Origin of the sequence: Pseudomonas sp. (assembly GCF_035277045.1) — a bacterium.
Lineage (GTDB): Bacteria > Pseudomonadota > Gammaproteobacteria > Pseudomonadales > Pseudomonadaceae > Aquipseudomonas.
In genome coordinates this window covers 1-20,602 of the sequence record NZ_DATELE010000015.1, presented here as the reverse complement: position 1 = coordinate 20,602, position 20,602 = coordinate 1, and the positions used below count along the sequence as shown (strand labels likewise).

The 20,602-nt window shown below is 60.1% G+C and carries 20 protein-coding genes and 2 pseudogenes; 3 read left to right on the top strand and 19 right to left on the bottom strand.

What is annotated here, in order from left to right:
* The 7 genes and pseudogenes from VJS90_RS00650 to VJS90_RS00620 all read right to left on the bottom strand — a co-directional run.
* A pseudogene (locus VJS90_RS00650) lies at positions 1-344 on the bottom strand (hypothetical protein); the annotation flags it as partial.
* A gap of 49 nt (positions 345-393) precedes the next feature.
* Positions 394-1,860: a DUF1254 domain-containing protein gene (locus VJS90_RS00645; protein WP_324118115.1), complete on the bottom strand. Its 1,467-nt coding sequence runs from the start codon at positions 1,858-1,860 to the stop codon at positions 394-396.
* A gap of 214 nt (positions 1,861-2,074) precedes the next feature.
* Positions 2,075-3,352: a type II toxin-antitoxin system HipA family toxin gene (locus tag VJS90_RS00640; RefSeq protein WP_324118121.1), complete on the bottom strand. Its 1,278-nt coding sequence runs from the start codon at positions 3,350-3,352 to the stop codon at positions 2,075-2,077.
* A complete protein-coding gene (locus tag VJS90_RS00635; protein WP_324118113.1) occupies positions 3,345-3,662 on the bottom strand; it encodes a helix-turn-helix transcriptional regulator in 318 nt (105 codons plus the stop codon). Before VJS90_RS00635 ends, VJS90_RS00640 begins: the two co-directional genes overlap by 8 nt.
* Positions 3,663-3,894: 232 nt before the next feature.
* Positions 3,895-4,455 carry a hypothetical protein gene (locus tag VJS90_RS00630; protein ID WP_324118111.1) on the bottom strand — a complete coding sequence of 187 codons (561 nt, stop codon included), beginning with the start codon at positions 4,453-4,455 and terminating at the stop codon, positions 3,895-3,897.
* 164 nt (positions 4,456-4,619) lie between these two features.
* Positions 4,620-5,117 carry a RidA family protein gene (locus VJS90_RS00625; RefSeq protein WP_324118109.1) on the bottom strand — a complete coding sequence of 166 codons (498 nt, stop codon included), beginning with the start codon at positions 5,115-5,117 and terminating at the stop codon, positions 4,620-4,622.
* A gap of 65 nt (positions 5,118-5,182) precedes the next feature.
* Entirely contained in the window at positions 5,183-6,574 is a 1,392-nt protein-coding gene (locus tag VJS90_RS00620; RefSeq protein WP_324118119.1) for an NAD(P)/FAD-dependent oxidoreductase, read from the bottom strand.
* Between the two features lie 337 nt (positions 6,575-6,911).
* Between VJS90_RS00620 and VJS90_RS00615 the strand changes: the two genes are divergently transcribed.
* Complete coding sequence (locus VJS90_RS00615; protein ID WP_414704882.1) at positions 6,912-7,802, top strand: hypothetical protein; 891 nt, start codon at positions 6,912-6,914, stop codon at positions 7,800-7,802.
* Between the two features lie 48 nt (positions 7,803-7,850).
* Here the strand turns inward: VJS90_RS00615 and VJS90_RS00610 are convergent, their stop codons facing one another.
* From VJS90_RS00610 to VJS90_RS00565, 10 genes are all read right to left on the bottom strand, one after another.
* The gene (locus VJS90_RS00610; protein WP_324118105.1) at positions 7,851-8,471 is read right to left on the bottom strand and encodes a hypothetical protein; all 621 of its coding nucleotides are present in this window, start codon (positions 8,469-8,471) and stop codon (positions 7,851-7,853) included.
* A complete protein-coding gene (locus tag VJS90_RS00605) occupies positions 8,471-9,169 on the bottom strand; it encodes a hypothetical protein (RefSeq protein WP_324118103.1) in 699 nt (232 codons plus the stop codon). Before VJS90_RS00605 ends, VJS90_RS00610 begins: the two co-directional genes overlap by 1 nt.
* 46 nt (positions 9,170-9,215) lie before the next feature.
* Positions 9,216-9,977, bottom strand: coding sequence for a phosphate ABC transporter ATP-binding protein PstB (gene pstB / locus VJS90_RS00600; protein WP_324118117.1), 762 nt, complete (start codon positions 9,975-9,977; stop codon positions 9,216-9,218).
* Between the two features lie 75 nt (positions 9,978-10,052).
* On the bottom strand, positions 10,053-10,946 hold the full coding sequence (gene pstA / locus VJS90_RS00595) for a phosphate ABC transporter permease PstA (protein ID WP_324118101.1): 894 nt from the start codon (positions 10,944-10,946) through the stop codon (positions 10,053-10,055).
* Positions 10,946-11,911: a phosphate ABC transporter permease subunit PstC gene (pstC, locus tag VJS90_RS00590; RefSeq protein ID WP_324118099.1), complete on the bottom strand. Its 966-nt coding sequence runs from the start codon at positions 11,909-11,911 to the stop codon at positions 10,946-10,948. Before pstC ends, pstA begins: the two co-directional genes overlap by 1 nt.
* Before the next feature lie 73 nt (positions 11,912-11,984).
* Positions 11,985-13,016, bottom strand: a complete 1,032-nt coding sequence (pstS, locus tag VJS90_RS00585) for a phosphate ABC transporter substrate-binding protein PstS (protein ID WP_324118097.1) — start codon at positions 13,014-13,016, stop codon at positions 11,985-11,987.
* 181 nt (positions 13,017-13,197) lie between these two features.
* Positions 13,198-14,424 carry an MFS transporter gene (locus VJS90_RS00580; RefSeq protein ID WP_324118095.1) on the bottom strand — a complete coding sequence of 409 codons (1,227 nt, stop codon included), beginning with the start codon at positions 14,422-14,424 and terminating at the stop codon, positions 13,198-13,200.
* Between the two features lie 189 nt (positions 14,425-14,613).
* Positions 14,614-15,417 carry a helix-turn-helix transcriptional regulator gene (locus VJS90_RS00575; protein WP_324118093.1) on the bottom strand — a complete coding sequence of 268 codons (804 nt, stop codon included), beginning with the start codon at positions 15,415-15,417 and terminating at the stop codon, positions 14,614-14,616.
* Positions 15,418-15,504: 87 nt separating this feature from the next.
* Entirely contained in the window at positions 15,505-16,737 is a 1,233-nt protein-coding gene (gene eutH / locus VJS90_RS00570; protein ID WP_324118091.1) for an ethanolamine utilization protein EutH, read from the bottom strand.
* A 96-nt stretch (positions 16,738-16,833) separates the two neighbouring features.
* Positions 16,834-17,598 (bottom strand): SDR family NAD(P)-dependent oxidoreductase, encoded by a 765-nt coding sequence (locus VJS90_RS00565; protein ID WP_324118089.1) that lies wholly within the window; start codon positions 17,596-17,598, stop codon positions 16,834-16,836.
* 1,074 nt (positions 17,599-18,672) lie between these two features.
* Here VJS90_RS00565 and VJS90_RS00560 point away from each other — a divergent pair.
* Entirely contained in the window at positions 18,673-18,906 is a 234-nt protein-coding gene (locus tag VJS90_RS00560; protein WP_324118087.1) for a hypothetical protein, read from the top strand.
* A 107-nt stretch (positions 18,907-19,013) separates the two neighbouring features.
* Positions 19,014-19,304 (top strand): DUF3077 domain-containing protein, encoded by a 291-nt coding sequence (locus VJS90_RS00555; RefSeq protein ID WP_324118086.1) that lies wholly within the window; start codon positions 19,014-19,016, stop codon positions 19,302-19,304.
* Between the two features lie 85 nt (positions 19,305-19,389).
* On the opposite strand, the gene VJS90_RS00550 is transcribed toward VJS90_RS00555, so the two are convergent.
* Entirely contained in the window at positions 19,390-20,217 is an 828-nt protein-coding gene (locus VJS90_RS00550) for a phosphatase PAP2 family protein (RefSeq protein WP_324118083.1), read from the bottom strand.
* A gap of 2 nt (positions 20,218-20,219) precedes the next feature.
* Positions 20,220-20,602: pseudogene (locus tag VJS90_RS00545) on the bottom strand (histidine phosphatase family protein); the annotation flags it as partial.

Below are 20,602 nucleotides of genomic sequence, written 5' to 3'. Positions count from 1 at the left end.
GTTTCCGGCATGGTGCCATCGGTGATGTTGTACGCGGTCACTGTCCGCGAGTCCATGCGTTGCTTCCAGATCGGCAGTATGTTGTAGCCGGCACCGAAGGCTTTCTCCGAACCCTCTTTCATGCCAATGGTATTGAGCGCTGGCGACAGGGTCATGTAGGCGAACACCGCGCGCTGGTAGTACAACTCGTCACGCAGGCTCTGCGCCTCCTCAGGGGCAAGCCAGTTGCCATTGTTGATCTGCCTGATCAGCGGGGAAGCCGGTGCCTCTGCCTGTGCCATGGGTATGAAAGCCAGCACCACAGCCAGCGCCGATACGGTGAAAGATCGGTTTGATGAGCTCATTCAACTCTCCTGACCGAGTGCGCGCCTGGCACCGTGGATGAAAGTCGACCTACTTTGTCTTCCTGATAACGGGCGGTTGCCAGCTGCCATCAAGAATCGGCTCTTTGCCCCAGTAGGCACGGATATACAGCGAGACCGGTTCCTTCGGTGAAGGTAGCCAGTTGCTCGCCCTGTCGCCGCCTGGCGTGGTGGGACCGATATAAAGCGTGAGCGAGCCGTCGGCGTTGCGCTTCAAGTCCTTGTTCTTGGTGCCGAGGGAATAGCGGTTGAGCGTGTTGGTGCTGAACAGGTGCTTCTGGTTGTAGAGCGTCAGCGACCAGAAACCTTGCACGGGCGGTTCTTGCCCGGCGGCGAACGTGACTTCATAACTGTGGCCGCCGTTGAGCTGGGTACCGGAGTGGTCAAAGTCGGTGTAGAAGTACTGGGTTTCGATGGGACGGTTGTCGAACATGTTCGACTTGGCCGTACCGGTCCGATTGAAGTAATCGAGACCGAACTGGGCGTTGTGGGTGGAGCGGTTCCAGCCGTTGCCCGCAGGACGACCGTTATGCCTCCACTCGAAGAACGGCCTGATGATGTTCTTTTCGCTTTCCACCGCAATCTGCACCAGCAGCTTCTTCAGCGCCGGGTCCTTGGCGGCGGCGTCGATCAGCAAACGGAACTGGCCATAAAGCGCCTCTTCTCCCGGGAGTGGTGGCACCATGTCCAGCACCTTGGGTAACTGGTCAAAGAATCGTTCCGGGATCACCCATCTGGTTTCCCCTCCACTGGCCTTGGCCGCGTTGGGGTTGGGAATGTCCGGGGTGCTCTTCCAGTCGATTGCCTTCACCTTCCCGTCAAAATCCTTGAGTGGGTAGAAGGCGATCTGGTTGAGCTTTTCCTGAATCGCCGCGCGATCCTCGACGGTGTCATCCATGAAAATGCGCGGGATGGCGTTTGTCAGTGCGGTGGGACTACGGATGATTGCCTCCACCCCCGCCGGCTTGTCCCCCTTCCAGTTGGGTCCCACCAGCAGGTAAAAGCCAGGTTTGCTGCCATAGGGCTTGCCCAGCTCGCCAACCTGATCCGTGCGCTGGTCGTAGATGGCGTAGACCCAGAACCGGTCACCGAAGTCCGGCACCTGGGCAATCACCGGCTCGTCGTCCAGAGAGAAGAACCCCAGTCCATAGACCACGTCCTGGTTCGGGCACGTCACGAAAGTTTCCGCCGGCGTGATGTAGTCGTGCAGCATGCCTAGCTGGCCGCGAGGGGCTACCGGCAAGATGCCGCCCAGCAGACCGGGATGTGGCGCCTTGGTAATGGTGTCGTTGCGATTGAGCATGTTGACCATCGGCCAACCCCACAGGTAAGCCATCCGGGCAATCGCTTTGGCGTATTCGGGGTGCATCAGGACGCCACTGGCAGGTTGGGTAACCTGCGGTGTTGCAGCGGACGACTGTTCGGCTGCCTGTAGCGAGGGCATTGCGCAGCAGAAACTCAGGACGGCAATGGAAAGCTGCTGTAGCGAGTAAGGCATCGTCGATCTCCTTGCTTTGGGAATTAGCGAGGGAAACGAACCTGTAATCAGCGATGAGCGGTCAGAACGCGCTCATGCACAACATTCCGGACTGCGTGAGGTAGGAAGTCTAGATCGCTTCAAGGCACGTACAAGTCCCGCGACAGGATTATTACGCCTCTCGCTATCGGGACGGTTGTGGGGCGTCAGGCGTGCCTTTACTGGGTGCTGCTGGCTACTTCCTGCCCTCTACTGTACCTAAACGAACTACGTTCTGATCGATGCGGCTCTGGATCGTGCGTAAAGTATCTCGCCTGATAGCTTCCGGATACAGATTTTCGGCGATGCTTGCGAACTGGCTGGCCACTTTACAGATGCGGTCAATCATTGCGCCGGCAACCTCCAACGGCACCTCGGCTTCCCCGGCAAGCCGAAGCATCTGCGCGCGGGAAATCGCCAGAGCCTCTCCCATCACATCCATCTGGTGGTATCCACCAGGGCCCTCGCAGAAGGTCACGTCGTAAGCCGGCGCCAGCCTCCACCGACCCTCTCGCGACATGATGTACGCGAAATTCTTGGGATGATCGTCTCTGTTGTTGAATGCCACATTGAAGACGGCCCGCTCGAAGGCCACCGCCATCTCCCGCACGTCGTTGGTGCACAGGTGCGTTGCCCGCAAGAAGTTGACGTAATCCAACACCCCTGGAGACTGGTAGTCGGCACCCGCAAACGCCGCGAGGCTTTGCATGGGTACGCGCAGAGCTGCCTCGCGGTCAAATCGCTTGCTGGCGAACGCCGCCATGCCATTGGGCAGACTGAAGTACTGCGTCTCTGGGGTCTCGATGCCGCACATGCGCAGGCACTGGGCATAGACCATTTCAACAGCGCACACCTCGGCATGCTCATCTCGGGCGGGGAACTTGACCAGCCAGGCTTCGAAGCCCGGCGTGACGGCAGTGGTAAACCCGCCCGTTTCAGGGTCGCGATAGACCAGGACTTTAGGCCTTGCACCTTGGGGCGAGCCGCCCACCAGCATCAACGTCTGCAGGAACTCGCCACCTTCTCCATGGAGCACTTGCTGCACGTCGGCGGCAAGCTGTGCCAGCGGGATGTGGACGTCCGCTTCCTGCCCTTCGGGCATCACCGGCTCAAACGTCATGGCGCCCATCGCATTGCTACCAATGAAGGCCAGCCGTTCCAGTGAGCCTATCCGCGACGTGGTGAGGCCGCGGCGCCTGAACATACGGTCCATCAGCAGCATGCCCCACCCGTCCGGCAACGCGTCATAGACAGGGCCTGGCAAGTGAAGCTGGTGGCCTGGAAAGTCCCTGCGCAGCTTTGGCCCTACCAATGGCAGTGTGTAGGAGGACAGCTCAAGGCCCCTTTGCCTGGCTTCATTGCTGTACTCGAACACGATGAGCGGGCGACCGGTCAGGGCGGTCGTAGAGACCAGCGAGCCCCACTGCCATCGCTCACCCCACCCTTCGTAAAAGACGTTCACCTGCTCAAGCACTGCCATGCTTCCTCTTCATGCGCAGTCGATTAGCGCTATTTTCGTAGCGCCTGATGTCCTCGATGCTGTCCAGCCTTGGCAGGAAGAGCCCTTCAAGATCCTTGATTCGTCCGAGGACCATTGCCACCCGCACTACGCTCTCAAACCCGACGTTGCGGCCAGCCTCAAGGTTGGAGACGGTATTGGTGCCGATTCCCGCGCGCCCGGCCAATTCGGCTTGGGTCATCCCCAGCGCCAGGCGCTCTGTGCGCAGGCGTTCGCAGAGGCGTTTGACGACTTCACTCGGCTTGCTGAAGCTTAAATCCAACATGATGGGTACCTGGCCTGTTCTGAGCCTCTGGCTACCCAGAAGTATAGAGCCGCCATCACTGCGCATCAACTCACATAATTCCCATATTTTGTGGCTTATTGGTCAATATCGGCACTTTAAACACGCTTTCTGGGATTTATGGTCACCTCGGACATCATGCCCTGTCTACGGACTGCACCCTGGAACCACCGTGCTTGAGCAAAGTCGCTCACGGCAGTGGATAGTTTGGTTTTTAGTCCGAATCGCGGAGCAACCCATTGCCGTAGGTGACGTCGTTGACATCGCTGCCGGTGGAATAGGTCACGTCCGGGTTGGGCGTCAGGTGCCAGCCTTCACCTTGCGCGTCACGCTCGATAAGGCTGGAGTGCATCTTGCACTTGCCGGAGTGTCCCGACGTCATCCAGAACTCGTAGTAATGACCTGGCTTGGGGGTGAACTGCGCGATGTTGTAGCAGTACTCGGTGCGGTTACCCTCCCACTCCATGTATACCTCGGACTTCAGGTCTGGGCGCACCGGCGTTTCGTAGAAGTCGAACGTCAGATCCTGTCCGGCCTTGGGCATGTTCATGTCCTGGGTATGCACGAAGGGTAGTTCGCCACGGCGAACTGCCCCGCCTGTCTTTACCCCATTCTCGACCTGGTAGATCGCGGCGTGCTGAGTGAAGTTGACGATGCGCACCCAGGCGGGATTCGGTTCGTTCTCGGGGGCCTTGAAGAAGGTACTATGAGGCAGGTACTGGCAGCCGCCAAGAAGGGGCAGTACCAGCAGCCAGCTGGCATGGGAGATTCTCATGGTTGGGTAGCCTGGACTGAGATGCCCCAACAGACCACTGAAATCCCGATACATTCCCTGGCGGCGACTGGCCATCTCACACTTCTGGCGGTGCTGGGAGGGCGCGCGCCTCCCGCAGGCCCGTTTTGCAACACAGGACGCGAGCCCTGCTTGTACTCAAGCCCTCAAGGCCGAACCGCGACCACTTCGATCTCCACGCGCCAGGCGGGGTCAGCCAGGCCTGCGATCTGGAACGCGGAGCGCGCAGGAAGGTCAGGCTGCCTGGCGGCCGGGCCGAAGAATTGCGTGTAGCCTGCCATGAAGCCGTCGAAATCCATTTTACCGTCGTTCTCAGGCCCACCCACGAGGAACACCTGCATCTTCACCACGTCCTTGAGGCCAAGATTCAGCGCCTTCAGCTGTTGCTGGATGTTTTCAAGCACATTGACCGTTTGTGCTTTGGTATCACCGAAGGACTCCAGAGAACCCTTGGGCGCACTGGGGTTGGTGACCGACGGTACGGTACCACTGAGGTAGACCACCGTTTTCCCTGAAGGGATCTCCACCGCAGACGAGATTGGAAAACTTCCTGCGCCATGGCGCACAACATCCTGTGCCTGCACGCCCCCGGCAGCGGCTACTGTCAAGGCCAGCGCCGCTGCGGTCTTCAAAGCAAATTTCATGGCTCATTCCTGAATAGTTGTCACTGATTCGTGTGCACGAATCAGTGAGCGGCTAAAAGTAGTGTTTAAAACCTGTACAGACTGAAGGGTTCTGGGTCCAGGACCGGAGCCTTGCCAAGCAGCAGATCTGCCGTCAACTCGGAAGAAATCGGGCTTTCCGTCATGCCCCAACCGGTAGCGGTATTAAGGACCAGGCCTGGATATTCTTTCACCGTCGAAATGATGGGGTTCTCATCCGGGGCGATCGCCATGGCACCACTCCACTGATCGATCAACTTCGACGCCGTGAAGGCGGGGAATTCGACCTTGAGCTTTTCCAGTGATGCATTCAGCTCTGGAAGATCGGGGGCCGCCGTCATCAGCCTGTTCTTCTCGAAGGGCGATACTTCATCCAGCTTCCAGCGGGTTGGCTGCAGGAAAGAATCGATGAGCTGCCGGTTAAGTGCGATATGAACCGGGAAATCGGGTATGGCCAGAAGCGGCATGTATTTGTAGCCATACATGAAGGACTCCTTGACGACCGGGGCAACGACGACGCGAGGCGACGTTGCGTAGGTGCCGTCGGCCTGTTCGCGGAAATAGATATTCCCAGGCAAGGCCACATTGCCCCCGGGCGCACGAGGTGCCCCGCTGATGATCTGCTGTGACTGGTACGCGGGCAAGGTTGGAACATCGACACCCAGGTTCTGCATGAACAACCTGGACCACGCACCGCCGGCCACGACAACCCGAGACGTCTTTATCGCACCCTTCTCTGTCACGACATCAGAGATGGCGCCTGCCTGGGTTTCCAATCCCCTTGCGGCGCAGTTCGTGTAGATCCTGACGCCAATCTTCTTCGCGTACTCTGCCATGACATACGAGGCGATTTCGGCGTCCAGACTTCCGGAGTCTTCCTCGAAACCCGCGACTGCCCAGCGTGATGAAGCGCCGTTCAGCCGCTGATCCAGTTCACGCCCTTGAATGATGCGCGTCTTGAACGGGATGTCGGACCCCACTTCCCTGGTTTTGGTGGCAATCCATGTTCTGACATTTTCCAGGTCTTCTTCATCGAAAGGCACTTCGACCCTGCCCTGTGTGCGATAACTTGTATCCGCACCAACCTTGGCATTCATTTCTCGCCAACGTTGTTTTGCAAGATGGTGCAACTGGAAGGTCGCATCAGGCATCTTGTACGTCATGACCTGACCATAAAACCTGCATGACTGCTCGCCCGCGATATCACCTTTTTCAACGGCGACCACTGAAAGACCTCGTTCAGCGAGGTTGATCGCGGTCATAAGGCCCAGAATGCCTGCACCAATGACGACCACGTCTGCTTGCTGTGCAAGGGGCCCGTTGGTGCCTTCCACGAAACCACTTCTCGGTTTGCCGGGGATGAGTCTGCCCTCGCGCGTCAACATGGGCGTCAGAATCCCCGCGCCACCGGCAACCGCCAACACTGCGCCGCCGATCAAAAATTTCCGCCTGCTTACACCCAAGACAATTTCCTTTTCAAAATGGGTTATCAACACGATAAGCGCGCATTCTGGTGATGCTCCGCGCCCAGACAAATCGCAGACGGCAAAAACTTAGTTCAGTCATTATGAAACTATCAATACGGCGGGTATTGCGTGGGTTATAGTTCCGCCCCTTGCAGGCGCGCCTCGGCCATTGGCATTGCCACGACAGTGATGGTGACCATAAGCGGATGGTAGGTCCTGTATTTGGCAAACGCGGTTAAACCCAGATCGCATCGTGCTGATACGGCTGGGCGCGACGATCCTGTACGAACATTTGTCGGCGGCTTGGTCCATGATTCAGACAACTAGCAAGAACAAGGGCGCGAGAGCGTGGTATCGGACGTTACGGGTAGCGCTAGGTGGGGCTTGTCTCGCGCTGCTTGCAGCGCTGGGATTTTTTGCCTGGCAGTACTTTTACCCCGTGCAGTCGGCCGATGGCTGGCGTTTCAAGGTTGTCCACCGCGATGTGCCAAAGGCCGCGTCACTGGGGCCCATGCAAGATGGCTCGCTCATGGTCAGCCAGGAGCTGCCCAGGGGGCGCGGGACGATCGTGCGCATCCACCCGGATGGCAGGCGCCAGGTGATGGTGGCCAACCTGTCCAAACCCGACGGCATGGTCGCTTCTCACGGCGGGTGGGTATACAGCCAGGAAGTCGATGGGGCGATGGTCAGCTTTCTCAAGGATGGCGAGGTTATCGATCTGTTCAAAGGTGCCCACGTGCAAGGGCTGTGGAACGACGGCGATGACCTGTACGCAATCGAAGACCGCAAAGGCAGAGGCCGGTTATTCCGTTATCGCTGGAAGGATCGCGACTTGACGGTGGTGCGCGATGACCTCAATGAAGCCGAATCCATCACCCGCTGCACGGATGGCCGCCTGCTCTACACCGAGAAGGAAAGAGGCGTGATTCACCAGTTGACCGAAGACCGCAGCGACCCGGTCATAGTGGCCAACCTGAACAAGCCGACCTTTCTGATGTGCGATGACCGGGGAATGTGGATCAGCGAAGACTCGACCCACCGCGCCCGGTTGCTGCTGGTTGATTCGCGTGGCGAGCAACGAACGATCCTGTCGTTCCTGAAAGCACCACAGTCCATCGTACGTACGGCTACAGGTACCTACCTGCTGGCGGAAGGCGGTCGTAACCGCGTTCTGGAGTTGGTGCCGCCCCCCGACCGTTGATACCGAGGTGCACCTGGCGTTCAATTCGTGGGCAGACCCGAGAATCCCTCAGGAGGCAAGCGCTTCCGAGCGCTGCCGAACTGGCGCCTCATACCTGTGCGGTTGCTGCCACGCCAGCTGCGCCTGAACTTTCACCGCGGCATCCAGGACTTTTCGCGTCCAGTTTTCATCTTCCGGATTCACGACAACGACGCGGAAACCGTGGTCAGCGCCTTCGATTCCGACGCCTTCGGAGTCATCGACGTGCAAGTCGATGTCGAATGCCGGTGGAAATTTCGAAGGCGGGTTCGAAAGCCCATGCCCCTTCAGGCCATGGTAGTGACGATCACTATTGACCACCCCGTCTACGCGGATCCCGTAGAGCAACAGCCAGCGCCTGATGTAGGACGGGGTGCGGCCAGACGAGGTATAGATCCAGATGCTGCATCCCTGGCGACGCAGGTCGCGGATCAGGGAGCGCGTGCCTTGTCGCAGGGGTTCGCCGAGCCAGCGATGGACAAACCCCGGTAGCCGGCTGTGCTCGACATCGCTGTGGTAGAGCTGGCAGGCCAGCGTGTCATCGATATCGAACGAAATACGAACCTGCGGACGCCTGAACACCCGCACGATGGCCTGGCGCGCCTGGAGGCCGCGAGACCGCCATTGCGCAAGCATTGGGGAGCTTTCCATCAATGACTCCCCCGATAGATGGGCACGGCCGCCCCACGTAGGAAGAACACCATGGGATCGGGCGCCTTCGCTTCCAGGAATGCCGCGTATTTCTTCTTTATCTTGGGCAATTCGTACAATGCCTTGACACCATGTTTGGCGGAGTTGCGAATGACCGAGGACGGGTTGAAGTAGCCCTCGGCGTTGTCCAGCGTCAACACGAACGGCGGCAGCCCCGCGCGCATCAGCAAGTAGCTGACGATGAGCGACCCCGTGCGGTTATTACCCTCGATGAACAGTTGCGGCTTGCTAAGGATTCGCACATAGACACCGGCCGCCCGCTTCCAGACCGAATCGCTGCGGTAGGCGCAATACCAGTTGTACAGATCCTTGATGCCGCCTTCCACGTTATTGAAGAAGTGCTCCTCGGTCGCCGCGAGATGCTGTGCAAACTCCGCTCGGCGCGCCGGGTCGCTACCGCACAGTACCGTGGCATTGATTTCCAGCATCAGGTTCAGTTGCTGGAGATCAAAAAGGTCCACGCCACGCGCGACATAGTCGTCAATCAGGGCATAGCCTTCAAGTACATTGCACAGCACCTCGTCGGTAAACGGATCGCGCGGCTCGGTAAAGTGCTGGCTGAGCTCGGTAAAGCTGCCCTGCACCTTGCGCAGTGCGCGTTCTATCGCTGGCAGATCAAGACGACGTGTGACAAGCATTGGCTATCCTGAAAAACACTACACAGAAGGTAAACGACCGGACGCCTCAGCTGAACTTGCCGCTGATGTAGTCACCCGTCAGTTGTTCACGTGGATTCTCGAAGATCTGGGTGGTGGAGCCCATCTCGACGAGATAGCCGGTGCGCGAACCCTGGGAAATATCAACCGAGAAGAAAGCGGTGGTGTCAGCGACACGAATCGCCTGCTGCATGTTGTGAGTGACCAGCGCGATGGTGTAGTCCTTCTTCAGTTCGACCATCAGTTCCTCTACCCGCCGGGTAGCGATCGGGTCGAGGGCCGAGCACGGTTCGTCCAGCAACAGGACCTCAGGTTCGGTTGCGATGGCGCGGGCGATGCAGAGCCTCTGCTGCTGGCCGCCCGACAGGGACAGGCCGCTGACCTTGAGCTTGTCCTTGACTTCATCCCACAAGGCAGCGCCTTGCAGGGCATGCTTAACGCGGTCGCCGATATCGCCCTTGTAGCGATTGAGGCGCAGGCCGAACGCGACGTTGTCGAAGATGCTCATCGAAAACGGATTTGGCTGCTGAAATACCATGCCGATGTAGCGGCGCACGACCACGGGATCGACGCCCTTGCCGTAGACATCCTGGCCAAGAAAGTGCACATGTCCTTCAAAACGAAAACCTTTCACCAGGTCGTTCATCCGGTTGAGGCTACGCAGCACGGTGCTCTTGCCGCAGCCGGACGGCCCGATGAATCCGGTGATCTTGTTCTTTTCGATCGGCACATGGCTGTCACGTACCGCCATGAAGTTACCGTAGAAAATCTTGTCCAGCTTGCAGTCCATGACCACCGGCGCCTGGCTGACTAACGGAGCAGTTTTTTGCGCAGTTGATACGTTCACGTTCAGGTGCTCCCGTTTTCAATACTTGGGCTTGCCAAAGATACGGCTGAGGATGTTGACCACCAGCACGATCATGACCAGTACCAGCGAGGCCGCCCATGCGAGCTCGAGCTGGTTGTCGAAAGGCATGCCAGAGAAGTTGTAGATAAGTACCGCAAGCGACGCCGTAGGGTTCATGACCGCCAGGCTGCCTTCGTGGTAGATCCAGTAGTTGCTGAACAAGGCAGTGAACAGCAGCGGCGCGGTCTCGCCAGCAGCGCGCGCCACGGCCAGCATGACGCCGGTCAGGATGGCGGGAAGCCCGGTAGGCAAGACGATTTTCCAGATCACCTGGGCGCGTGTGCAGCCCATGCCGTAGGCGGCGTCCTTCATGATCTTGGGTACCATCTTCATCGCCTCTTCGGCGGTCAGTACGACGATCGGCAGCATCAGTACCGCCAGCGCCACACCCCCTGCCGGGGCCGAGTAGGTCCCCGTGGTCATGACCACCAGGGCGTAGGCAAATACGCCGGCCAGGATCGACGGCAACCCAGTGAGCATTCTGGCGGCAAAGCGCGAGACGTTCGCCAGCTTGCTGTCCGGCCCGAGCTCGGCCAGGAAGACCGCTGCGAGAATGCCGACCGGAACCGCGATGGCCGCGGCAATGCCGACCATGACGAAGGTACCGGCCATTGCGTTGCCAAAGCCCCCGCCCATCTCGAAGCCGGTGGGCGGCAGTTCGGTGAACACTTCCAGGCTAAGGCGGGCCCCGCCGCGGGTGATCAGCATGTACAGCACGGAGATCAGCGGCACGGCGGCCACGAATGCGGCACTCCACACCAGCGTGGTCAGCACCAGGCTGCGCAGGGCGCGCCCTTCGAATCTGCGCTGCAGGCTGGGCTGTGCGATTGCAGGCGTCGTGAGGCTAGTCATCATTTGTTACCCCGCTGGGCGTAGAGCATGATCAACGACCCGAGGACATTCACCAGCAGCGTGATGAACATCAGTACCAGGGCGGCATACATCAGGACCTCCACCTCGTTCGGCCCGGCTTCCGGGAAGTTCAGTGCCAGCAGGGCCGCCAGCGTGTTGGCCGGGGCAAACAAGGAAAGTGAAATGGTGTTCGCATTGCCGACCAGCATGGCCAGGGCCATGGTTTCGCCTAGCGCGCGGCCCAGGCCGAGCACCAGGGAGCCGAAGATGCCAGCGGCGGCGGATGGCACCATCACCTTGAGGATTGCCTCCCAGTGCGTGGTCCCCATGCCGTAGGCCGCTTGCTTGGTTTTCATCGGCACGCTTGTCAGCGCATCCTGCGAAACGGCGGCAATGGTCGGCAGAATCATGATGGCAAGCACCAGCGCCGCAGGGAGCAGCCCTGGGCCGCTCAAGGAGGTGCCGAAAAACGGAATCCAGCCCAGCTCGCTGTTCAACCACGCGGTCAACGGCCGGATCGCCGGGATGACCACATAGATGCCCCACAGGCCGTAGACGACGCTGGGAATGGCGGCGAGCAGCTCGACAATGGTGCGGAAGACCGCCGCGAGCTTCGGGGGCAAGAAATCCTGAGTCAGGAAAATCGCAATGCTGACGCCGAAAAAGCCCGCGATCAGCAACGCGATAAAGGCGCTGTACAGCGTGCCCCAGATCGCCGGGAGAATGCCGTACTTGCCTTGGTTGACGTCCCAGACGCTGCCGAACAGCACGTCCAGTCCATGCTTTTCCATACCTGGAAGCGCCTTGCGTCCTACTTCGAAGATCAGCGCGAAGACCAGCGCAAGAATCAGCACCACGCCTACGCGAGCGAGCGCACGGAAGGTGCGATCGACAAGAAAATCCTTCGCGGACGGTGGCCGGCACGCAGAGTCGGGGTTATCCGGTATGGCAAAAGGTGTGTTCATTGGTTGATTCCGGGACAGAGGGCCGACGCGCCCGGCATGGCTGACAAGCCACGCCGGAGCGGTCTGGCAAGCCTTACTGGATGTTGGCGGACGCTTTGCGCACCTGGTCGACAACCGACGGTGGCAGCGGGATGTAGCCCATCGAGTCGGCGATCTTCTGACCTTCGGTCAGGCTGTATTCGACCATTTCACGCATGGCCTTGGCCTTGGCCGGGTTACCGTTGTCCTTGCGGAAGATCAACCAGGTGTAGGTGGTGATCGGGTAGGACTTGGCACCGTCCGGATCAGGCAGCCAGGCCACCAGGTTTTCCGGCATCTTCACCGCGGCCAGCGCCTCGGCACCGCTTTCGGCGTTCGGCACGACGTACTGGCCGGCCTTGTTCTGCAGCACGGCGAAGTCGACCTTGGCCAGTTTGGCGAAGCCGTACTCGATGTAGCCGATGGCGCCCGGAGTCTGGCGAACGGTGGCGGTCACGCCGTCGTTCTTGGGCGATTTGATGAACTTGTCGGTGGCTGGCCAGTTGACCGTGTTGCCTTCACCCAACGCTTCCTTGAAGCCTGGATTGATGGTCGACAAGTGCTTGGTGAATACCGCGGTGGTGCCGCTGGAGTCCGCACGCACCACGACAGTGATAGGCGTGGCAGGCAGTTTCAGTTCAGGGTTGGCCGCGACGATCTGCGGATCGTTCCACTGGGTGATCTTGCCGAGGAAGATGTTCGAATACACCTCGCGTGGCAGCTTCAGACCCTTTGGATTGCCCGGCAGGTTGTACGCCAGGACGATTTCGCCGGCGGTCATTGGCAGCAACTGCACGCCCTCGCCAACCTTGGCGATGTCTTCGTCTTTCATGGCCGAGTCGCTGGCTGCGAAATCGACCGTCTTGTTCAGAAAGTCCTGAACGCCCGCCCCGCTCCCTTTGGATTGATAGTCAACTGTGACGCCAGCCGTGTTCTTGCTGAAATCCTTGAACCAGGTGAGGTAGATCGGTGCCGGAAAACTCGCGCCCGAACCGGTCAGGCGGACGCTTTCCGCGGCGAAGGAGGCCGAAGTGGCACAAAGAGAAACGGAAACGGCGAGTGCAGCAGACTTCATCAGGCGTATCATCGAAAGTGCTCCGTGTGATGGCCGGGTGATCTTGCAGCAGCTGTGTTACAACTTTGTGAACATTCAAAGGCAAGCCGCGGTTTTGCCTCTCTAGCTGGAACTTTTCATGGCGGCTGTTGTCATCGGGAAGGCCGGGGCGGTGGTGCTATCAATACTGCGCCCCGGAATACCGTCCACTAGATCAAGTGGGTTGGGCCACCAGGCGATTGCTGACGTTACGCCCCAGCACAAGCACCGTGACCAACCCGCAGCCCACCAGGGCCGTGGCCAGACTCATCAGCACCGAGCTGCCCATCTGATCGACGATCTGCCCGCCGAAGAACGAGCCCAACGCAATGATCACCTGGAACAGCGCGACGAACAGTGGCATGCCGCGTTCGACATCCTTGGGCGCGACGACAAACATCCAGATGCTGGAGCAGGCCGGGAAGGCGCCGAAGGCGAAGCCCCAGAGCGCGATCAGCATCGCGGCGCCGGTCATGCCGGTGGCGAAGTAGGGGAACAAGGCAGTGCTGACGCCGATCATGAGGGCGACCAGCATCAGGGTGTGACGCACGCTCTGGTTGGCCGCGAAACCGGCGAAAATATTCCCCATCACCCCGGCCACGCCATAGAGCAGCAACAGTGAGCCAATGGTCGGCCCATCGAAGCCGGCACTTTGTTTGAAGAAGGGTGCGACATAGGTGTACGCGGCAAAGTGCGCCAGGCCGATCAGCAACACGGCAATCAGCCCGACCCGCGCTTGGGGATTGATGAACAGGGCCGGCAGGTCACTGACGCGAATGGCCTTGTCCGGGGTGAGCCGCGGCAACAGGAAGATTTGCGCCAGTAGCACCGGCACGCCCACCAGCGCGGTGACCAGGAAGGTCATGCGCCAGCCCATCAGGCCGCTCAGCCAGGTGCCCACGGGCACGCCCAGCACGGTGGCCAGGGTCACACCGACCATGATGATCGAGGTGGCCTGGGCTACGCCAACACCCTTGGGCGCGAGGCGCCCGCTCAGGGCAATCGCTGTCGCCCAGAAACCGCCGATACTGACGCCCAGGAGCACCCGGCCGAACAGCAACAGACTGAAGTCGCTGGCGTAGGCCACCACCGAGTTGGCGATGATCATCAGCAGCGTCAGGCCAACCAGCAGGTAGCGACGGTCCATGGCGCCAATGCCCACCGACAGCAAGGGTGCAGCCAGGGCGGCCATTATGCCGGGAAGGGTCACCATGAGACCGGCGTGGCCGGCACTGATGCCCAGGTCGCTGGCGACATCGTTGAGTACGCCCACCGGGAGAAACTCACTGGTCACCAGGGCGAAAGCACCCACGGCGACCGAGAGAATCGCCAGCCACTGCTGCACGACGCTCCGTTGATTGTGTTCGGGAAGGCCCTGAGGGGCCTGGGTGGCACTTGGCATGGGGCTGGGTTCCAAGGGGAATGCCGCCTGTAGCAGGCGGGGGGAAGGGAAAAATTGAAGGCGATTATAAAAGTCGACCTTGGCAACCCGACAGGCGGGCCTTTCGATAGTAATCATCAGCGGGATCGATGAAACACCCATGCCCTCCTCCCGCCCATACCTGCTACTGCGCACTGATGCGCTAGCGCCTCAACTGTTCTTCACCAGGTAATTGATAAACAGCCGAAACAGCTCGGCATTGCCGGCAATCCCGAGGCGCTGCCAGATGTTGTGCCGGTGGACCTTCACCGTTCCTTCCGAGATCCCCAGCTCGCGTGAGATTGACTGACTGCTGTGCCCTTGCAGTATCAGCTTGGCCACGTGACGCTGGGTCTGCGTCAGCTGGCCTTGGAGAATGTCGACGAAAGCATCTTCCAGCTGGCTGTCCGAGTCCTGCGGGTTTGCCAGCGCGTCCGCATGGGCCAGGCGCAGGTGCTGGCTGAAGACCGCATCGATCACCGGGCTCAGCACCGTCAGCCGCTCGGCTTCGGATTGCTCGAACGCGCCCTTGTCCAGCCCGCGCATCAGCGAGTACACCAGCGCCGTGCGTGGCCGCACGGGCACGATGAAGCCGATCTCCTCGATAAGGCTGCCGTGATGCGAGGAGACACAGGGGTGGATATCGTGGGAAATGGAGAAGCCCGACGCGAAGAAGCTGTCCGGCGCCAATTCGCGCATGCGCCACAAGCCAGCGGGATGATTGTTGGTGCAGGCGACATAGAAGGGGTCGAGCAGATAGCCTCCGCGCAGATAAGCCTTGAGCGTGCGCTCGGCGACCCGCTGGTTGTAGCCATCATGGATCAGCAGCGCGGGCTGGTTGAAGCGAAACAGATAGACGCAGCTCATGTCGAAATCGACCACGCCCTTGAGCGCTGCGTCGAGGACCGGGCCCAGTGTGTCGCTGCCAATGCTGCGAATGACCGTGCCCAGGCGGTTGGCGTCGTCGCTGTTCATGGGGGTTGCCTGTGCTTTGTCGGAAGGGATGCACGAATGCCGTCCGGCTGTACCAGCCCGAACGGCATTGAACGATGCCAGGCCCGATCAGCGCAACGGCGCGCTGACTTGCAGCAGGCCAGCCTGCTCTTCCTCGCGCCCCAGTTGCTCGGCCTTAGGTACCGCGAGCCAGTACGCCAGCAGCATCCCCAGCAGCCCGCCCGCGAGCTTGCCGATGATCAGCGGCCCGATCAGCGTCGGCTGGAAGTTGGCCGAGTACGCCAGGTGGTCGCCGAAGGTGAAGGCAGCGCAGACGGCAAATGCGATGACCAGCACCTTGTCTTTGGGCGGCATGTCCGCCACCAGCCGGAACATCGCCAGGATATTGGCCGACGCCGCCAGCACACCCGCCGCCCCGACCGGAGAAAGGCCAAATCTGGAGGCCACCGCCTCGATCGGCCGCGACAGGAAGCGCTTGATCAGATAGACCATCGGGAACGCACCGCAGAGCATGATGCCCACATACCCTGCGATTTCCAGGGCGCGGAACTGATCATCCTTGTCGGCGATGATCGGTGCGAAGCCCCAGCCGCCAAACAGCGCGGTGAACGCACCGGTGAAGTACTCTACGATCGAGGCCACCAGCACCAGCGTGACGGCCGCGTACATCAATTGCCCCAGTTTGAGGAACAGGCTCACCATCAGGTTGGGGAAGTACCGCAGCGCCGCCGCCAGCGCCACGCAGAACAGGATCAGCGGTGACAGGTTGCGCAGCAAGGTTGGCAGGGTGAAGTGCAGCACCTGGGTGGCCGCGCCCGCCGTCGCGATGTCCGGGCGCACGCCCAGCCCCATGGCCTGCATGCCCATGGCGATGAGGACGATGCTGATGGGAATGCTCAGCAGCCCGGCCATGATGCCCAGCGCCATGTACTTGTGGTCGGCCTTGTTGAGCATGGCCAGGCCCACGGGGATGACGAAGATCACCGTCGAGCCGCACTGGAACCCGGTGATCAGGCCAAGAATCCATCCCTCGGGGCTCTGAGACAGCGCCTGCGCCAACTGGTAGCCCCCAAGGTCCGAAGCAATGAAAATCGGTCCGGCGATGCCGGCATCGGCGCCCATGGCCAGGAACAGCGGGCCTATGAAGTGGCTGATGAAACTGGATATGAACGGAATAGCGGCCATGATCCCGGCCACCGGGATGAAGATCGGGCCGATGCTGTGCAGGCCCGCGGTGAACTCCTTGGCCAGCTCGGATTCTGCGTTGATGATCGATGCGATGGCGCCGACCACCGCGCACACCATGATCACGTAGATGACGTAAGTGCCGATGTTTTCCATCTGCTGCCTCTCTTTTGTTGGAATTGGCTTGGGGCAGAATTGAAAGTTGCAGTCTGTTGTTGTTTTCGTGGGCCAGCCGCCAGGGCTGGCCGGTCTTCACATGGCGGTGTAAGCGTTGTCGACGAACAGGTGCGAGCCGCTGACGAAGCTCGATTCGTTACTGGCCAGGAACAGCGCGGCGGCGGCCACCTCGGACGGGTCGCAGAGGCGCCCCTGCATGGTCTTGATTGCTTCGTCGGAGGCATCCACGCCATAACCCCGCAGAAGATCAAGCTCGCGCCGGCCGTGGGCGGTACCAATGAAGCCTGGGCAGATGGCGTTGCTGCGGATGTTCTGATCGCGGTATTCCACGGCCAATGCCCGCGCGAACATATGGCAGGCACCTTTGGTGGTGCAGTACAGCACCTCCATGGGCGTGCCCACCACCGCCGAGATTGATGAAGTGCAGATCACACTGCCGCCACCCGCGGCAAGCATGCCCGGCAGCACCGCCTTGGTCACCAGGAACATGCTTTTGACGTTGACGCTCATCAGCCGGTCCCAGTCGGCTTCGCTGGTTTCCAGGAAGGGGCCGGCGGCGATGATGCCGGCGTGGTTCATGAGCACGGTGATTGCGCCGAAATGTGCCTGTGCCCGGCTCACGGCGCTGTGCACCTGGTCGGCCACCGAAACATCCGCGGCGACGAACAGTGCCTGCCCGCCTGTGGCATTGATACGTGCGGCCACGGCTTCGCCCTGGCTGGTCGGCAAGTCGAGGATCACCACCTTGGCGCCCTCGGCGGCGAACAGCTCCGATGCCGCCAGCCCGCAACCACCTGCGCCGCCGGTGATCAGTGCCACCTTGCCTTTCAATCGATCCATGGGGATGTTCCTCGGTTGTCATGTTTTGTGGCTTCAAATTAGAACCGGGGGGTTTCAGGGTCCATATACCCGTGGGTATAGGGGGGTGTGAAAGATGTCGGGATGGCGCTGGGTCGGGTGCAGTCGGTGCACTGATTCAGAAACCCGGTTGGATTCTTCGCTGGCAAGCCAGCTCTCATAGCGGGCGTGGGGGTGACGGTACATGCGATGGGTGACGGGGGCACTGGATGTCGCCAGTTGGTTTTGCAGCGTCGATGCGATTTTGGGGCCGCTGCGCGCCCCTTTCGCGGCACAAGGCACGCTCCCACAGGTGCTCGGCTTCGCCGGGCACGGGGTACTGGGCTCTGGGCTCTGGGCTCTGGGCTCTGGGTTCTGGGTTCTGGGTTCTGGGTTCTGGGCCTGAGTGTTGCCGAGCCTTGGGCCGGTGTGGGGTGTTGTGGTCAATGCCCTGCCCAGCGCAGCCAGGGCATCTGTGGGAGCAACTGTCTTCTACCGAGGTAATCACAACCCCGGCCCGGCAAAGCCGGGCCCTGTGGGAGCGTGCCTTGTGCCGCGATCGAGGGCGTAGCCCTCGCCGGGCCACATCCCTACCGGATTGTGCGATGTAAGCAGGGTACAAAGACAGTTGCGCCCACATAGGTCCGGCGCTGCCTCTGGAGCCTGTGCTGTACCTGTGGGAGCTGGCTTGCCAGCGAAGAGGCCAGGACTGGCCAAACGCAATGTGTAAGCTGAAGCTGAGTAACCCGACGATTAGCCTGAAAAAACGGCAAAACTTCAGACTTCACCTATATCTTGTAGGAAATTTCCGAATTATCCTGCTACCGCCTTTGAGCGCTTGCGATGGTCTTTTAGCCGGTCTAGTCTCGGCCAGTCGTTGATCATCAACGACCGGCTTTGACAGGCTGGTGAATTAATAGACCACGTTTACGCTGTGTTATGGCGGCTATGCGTGGGGCACTTCGGTGCGCCGGTTTTTCTCTATTTTTCCCGGTCTGTCAACCCGCGTATAGCCGCCACCTTTCTGTTTGACAGCAGACTTGTGGCAGCTCTTCATCGAAAAATCAGAGGTTCGCCATGCTGAAAATAGTTCCAGATCCACCCGATGCAACTGCTGCATCTACCTCCCTCGAAGCCATGCTTCTCCAAACCTCGGAATACCTGGTCTGCGCCCTGACCATCGCGCAGCAGACAGTGCTGCTATCTCCCAAACCTGCCGGGCAGGTCCTGACCCTGGCGGCGATGCATGAAATTGAAAATGCTCGCAGTCTTGTCGAGATGGCGCTAAGTCGGGTGCAGTCGGTGCACTGATCCGGAAAACCGAGTTGGATTCTTCGCTGGCAAGCCAGCTCCCACACGTACGGCGCATGCCTCCAGCTAGCGATGACCCGCTGGCGTGCATGCGATGGAGGTCAGGTATGAGCAATAACGTCAATTTCAAAGAGCTGAAAACATCGGGCGTCGGCACCTTCGGTGAGGGCGTCGGCGGGAAGATCGCGAACCGGCTGTTCAAGGTCACTCCAGGGCACGACGCGGACTACGCCCTGGAACAAGCGTCAGTGCTGTTGGACTGCGTCTACAAGATGACGCTGCACGCCGGGGTCGAGGGCAATGGTCAGATGGTCTGGGGAGCGCACTACCTCAGCGGCATGGCCAAGGCGCTGGTTGAGGATGTAGCACACGGGATGATAACCGAACCCGTGCGGTAGACCTCGGAGCGGACCACGAGCAGAAGGTGGGCAGCGCTCACCTTTTGCTCGCAGACAACAAACCCGAAAATATTTCCAACGGCGTCTATGCCGCGTCGACCACAGCCACCGGTATTCGGCTTTCATCCCCCCGTGGCACCCCCTGCAACGCGGGTCGGCCGTAGAACATCAATGCAGACACCCAGGCTGTCAGCCACACAAAAATCCCGGCCCAGAAGGTATGCGACATGTAGTGCCAGCCTTGCACCACACGCGTGGTTCCGTACACAAACCCCAGCAAGAGCACAGCAATAAGCAGTTTTCGTGCATGCGGCCACCGGTACCGCAGGGCCACGAAGTAAACCGCCAGCAACGTGAATGCGCTGGACGCATGGCCGCCGGGCCAGCACCGGCCTGCCGGGGCCTTGTCCAGCCAGGTGAAACTGCTGAACCATTCCTTGTGAGGCGCCGCTCCACCGTAGAGGGTGGTTTCCACCGGGCAGTAGATGCCGGTGTGGCTCTTCAGATAATGGATCACTCCGGTGCACAACGCGAAGGTCACTACCAGATACAGGAAGTCTCGGCGATAGCGAGTGGTGAATCGCAACACGGGCCCGATGCGTGTTGCTTGCAGGAACCGGCTTGCGCCCAGCTGAGGAAATTTCGCCAGCAGCGGCCAGACAAAAGACAACAGACTGCCGATGACCGCCAGTTCCCCCGTCCAGTTCGGCAGGATACGTGGCCATTTGTGAGTCGCTTTTTCAAACCATGGGTTGTGCCGCATTATAAATTCGCCGGTCCCCGGATCGAGCAGTAAATTGCTGATCTGCTGGTCCAGATGAGTCATGTCGAACAGCACGAACACGACCGCCGCCAGCAGCAACGGCAGGCCCAGGTTGTTCGTGTAGAAGGCGGTACGGCCAGAGCGCTGCATGTTTACAGACCTGCGCTGGAAACAAGATGGTTCCAGGCATCGGCGTTCATCTGGCCGAGGATGCGTGCCCTGCCCTTGTCGGAGACAGAAACGAACAGCGCGCTGGTGTAGGCGCTGGAACGTTCTCCTCCAGCAACATTGAACTGCCGCTGCAGCTGGTCGATGCAACCGCTGTGGGTGATCAGTACCAGGTTGCGCCCGACGCTCTTGTGACCAAGCGCGGCGTCGGCAAAACCCTTGTCGCATTGTTTGAGCCAGTCTCGCGTGGCGATTGGCTTGTCGAAAATGAAGTGGGCGGTTTGCCGTGTGCGCACCTCGGGGCTGCTCAGCAGTTCGGCATCCTTCAGGCCCAGCTGGGCAATGCCCTTCCCCACGTCAGCGGCCA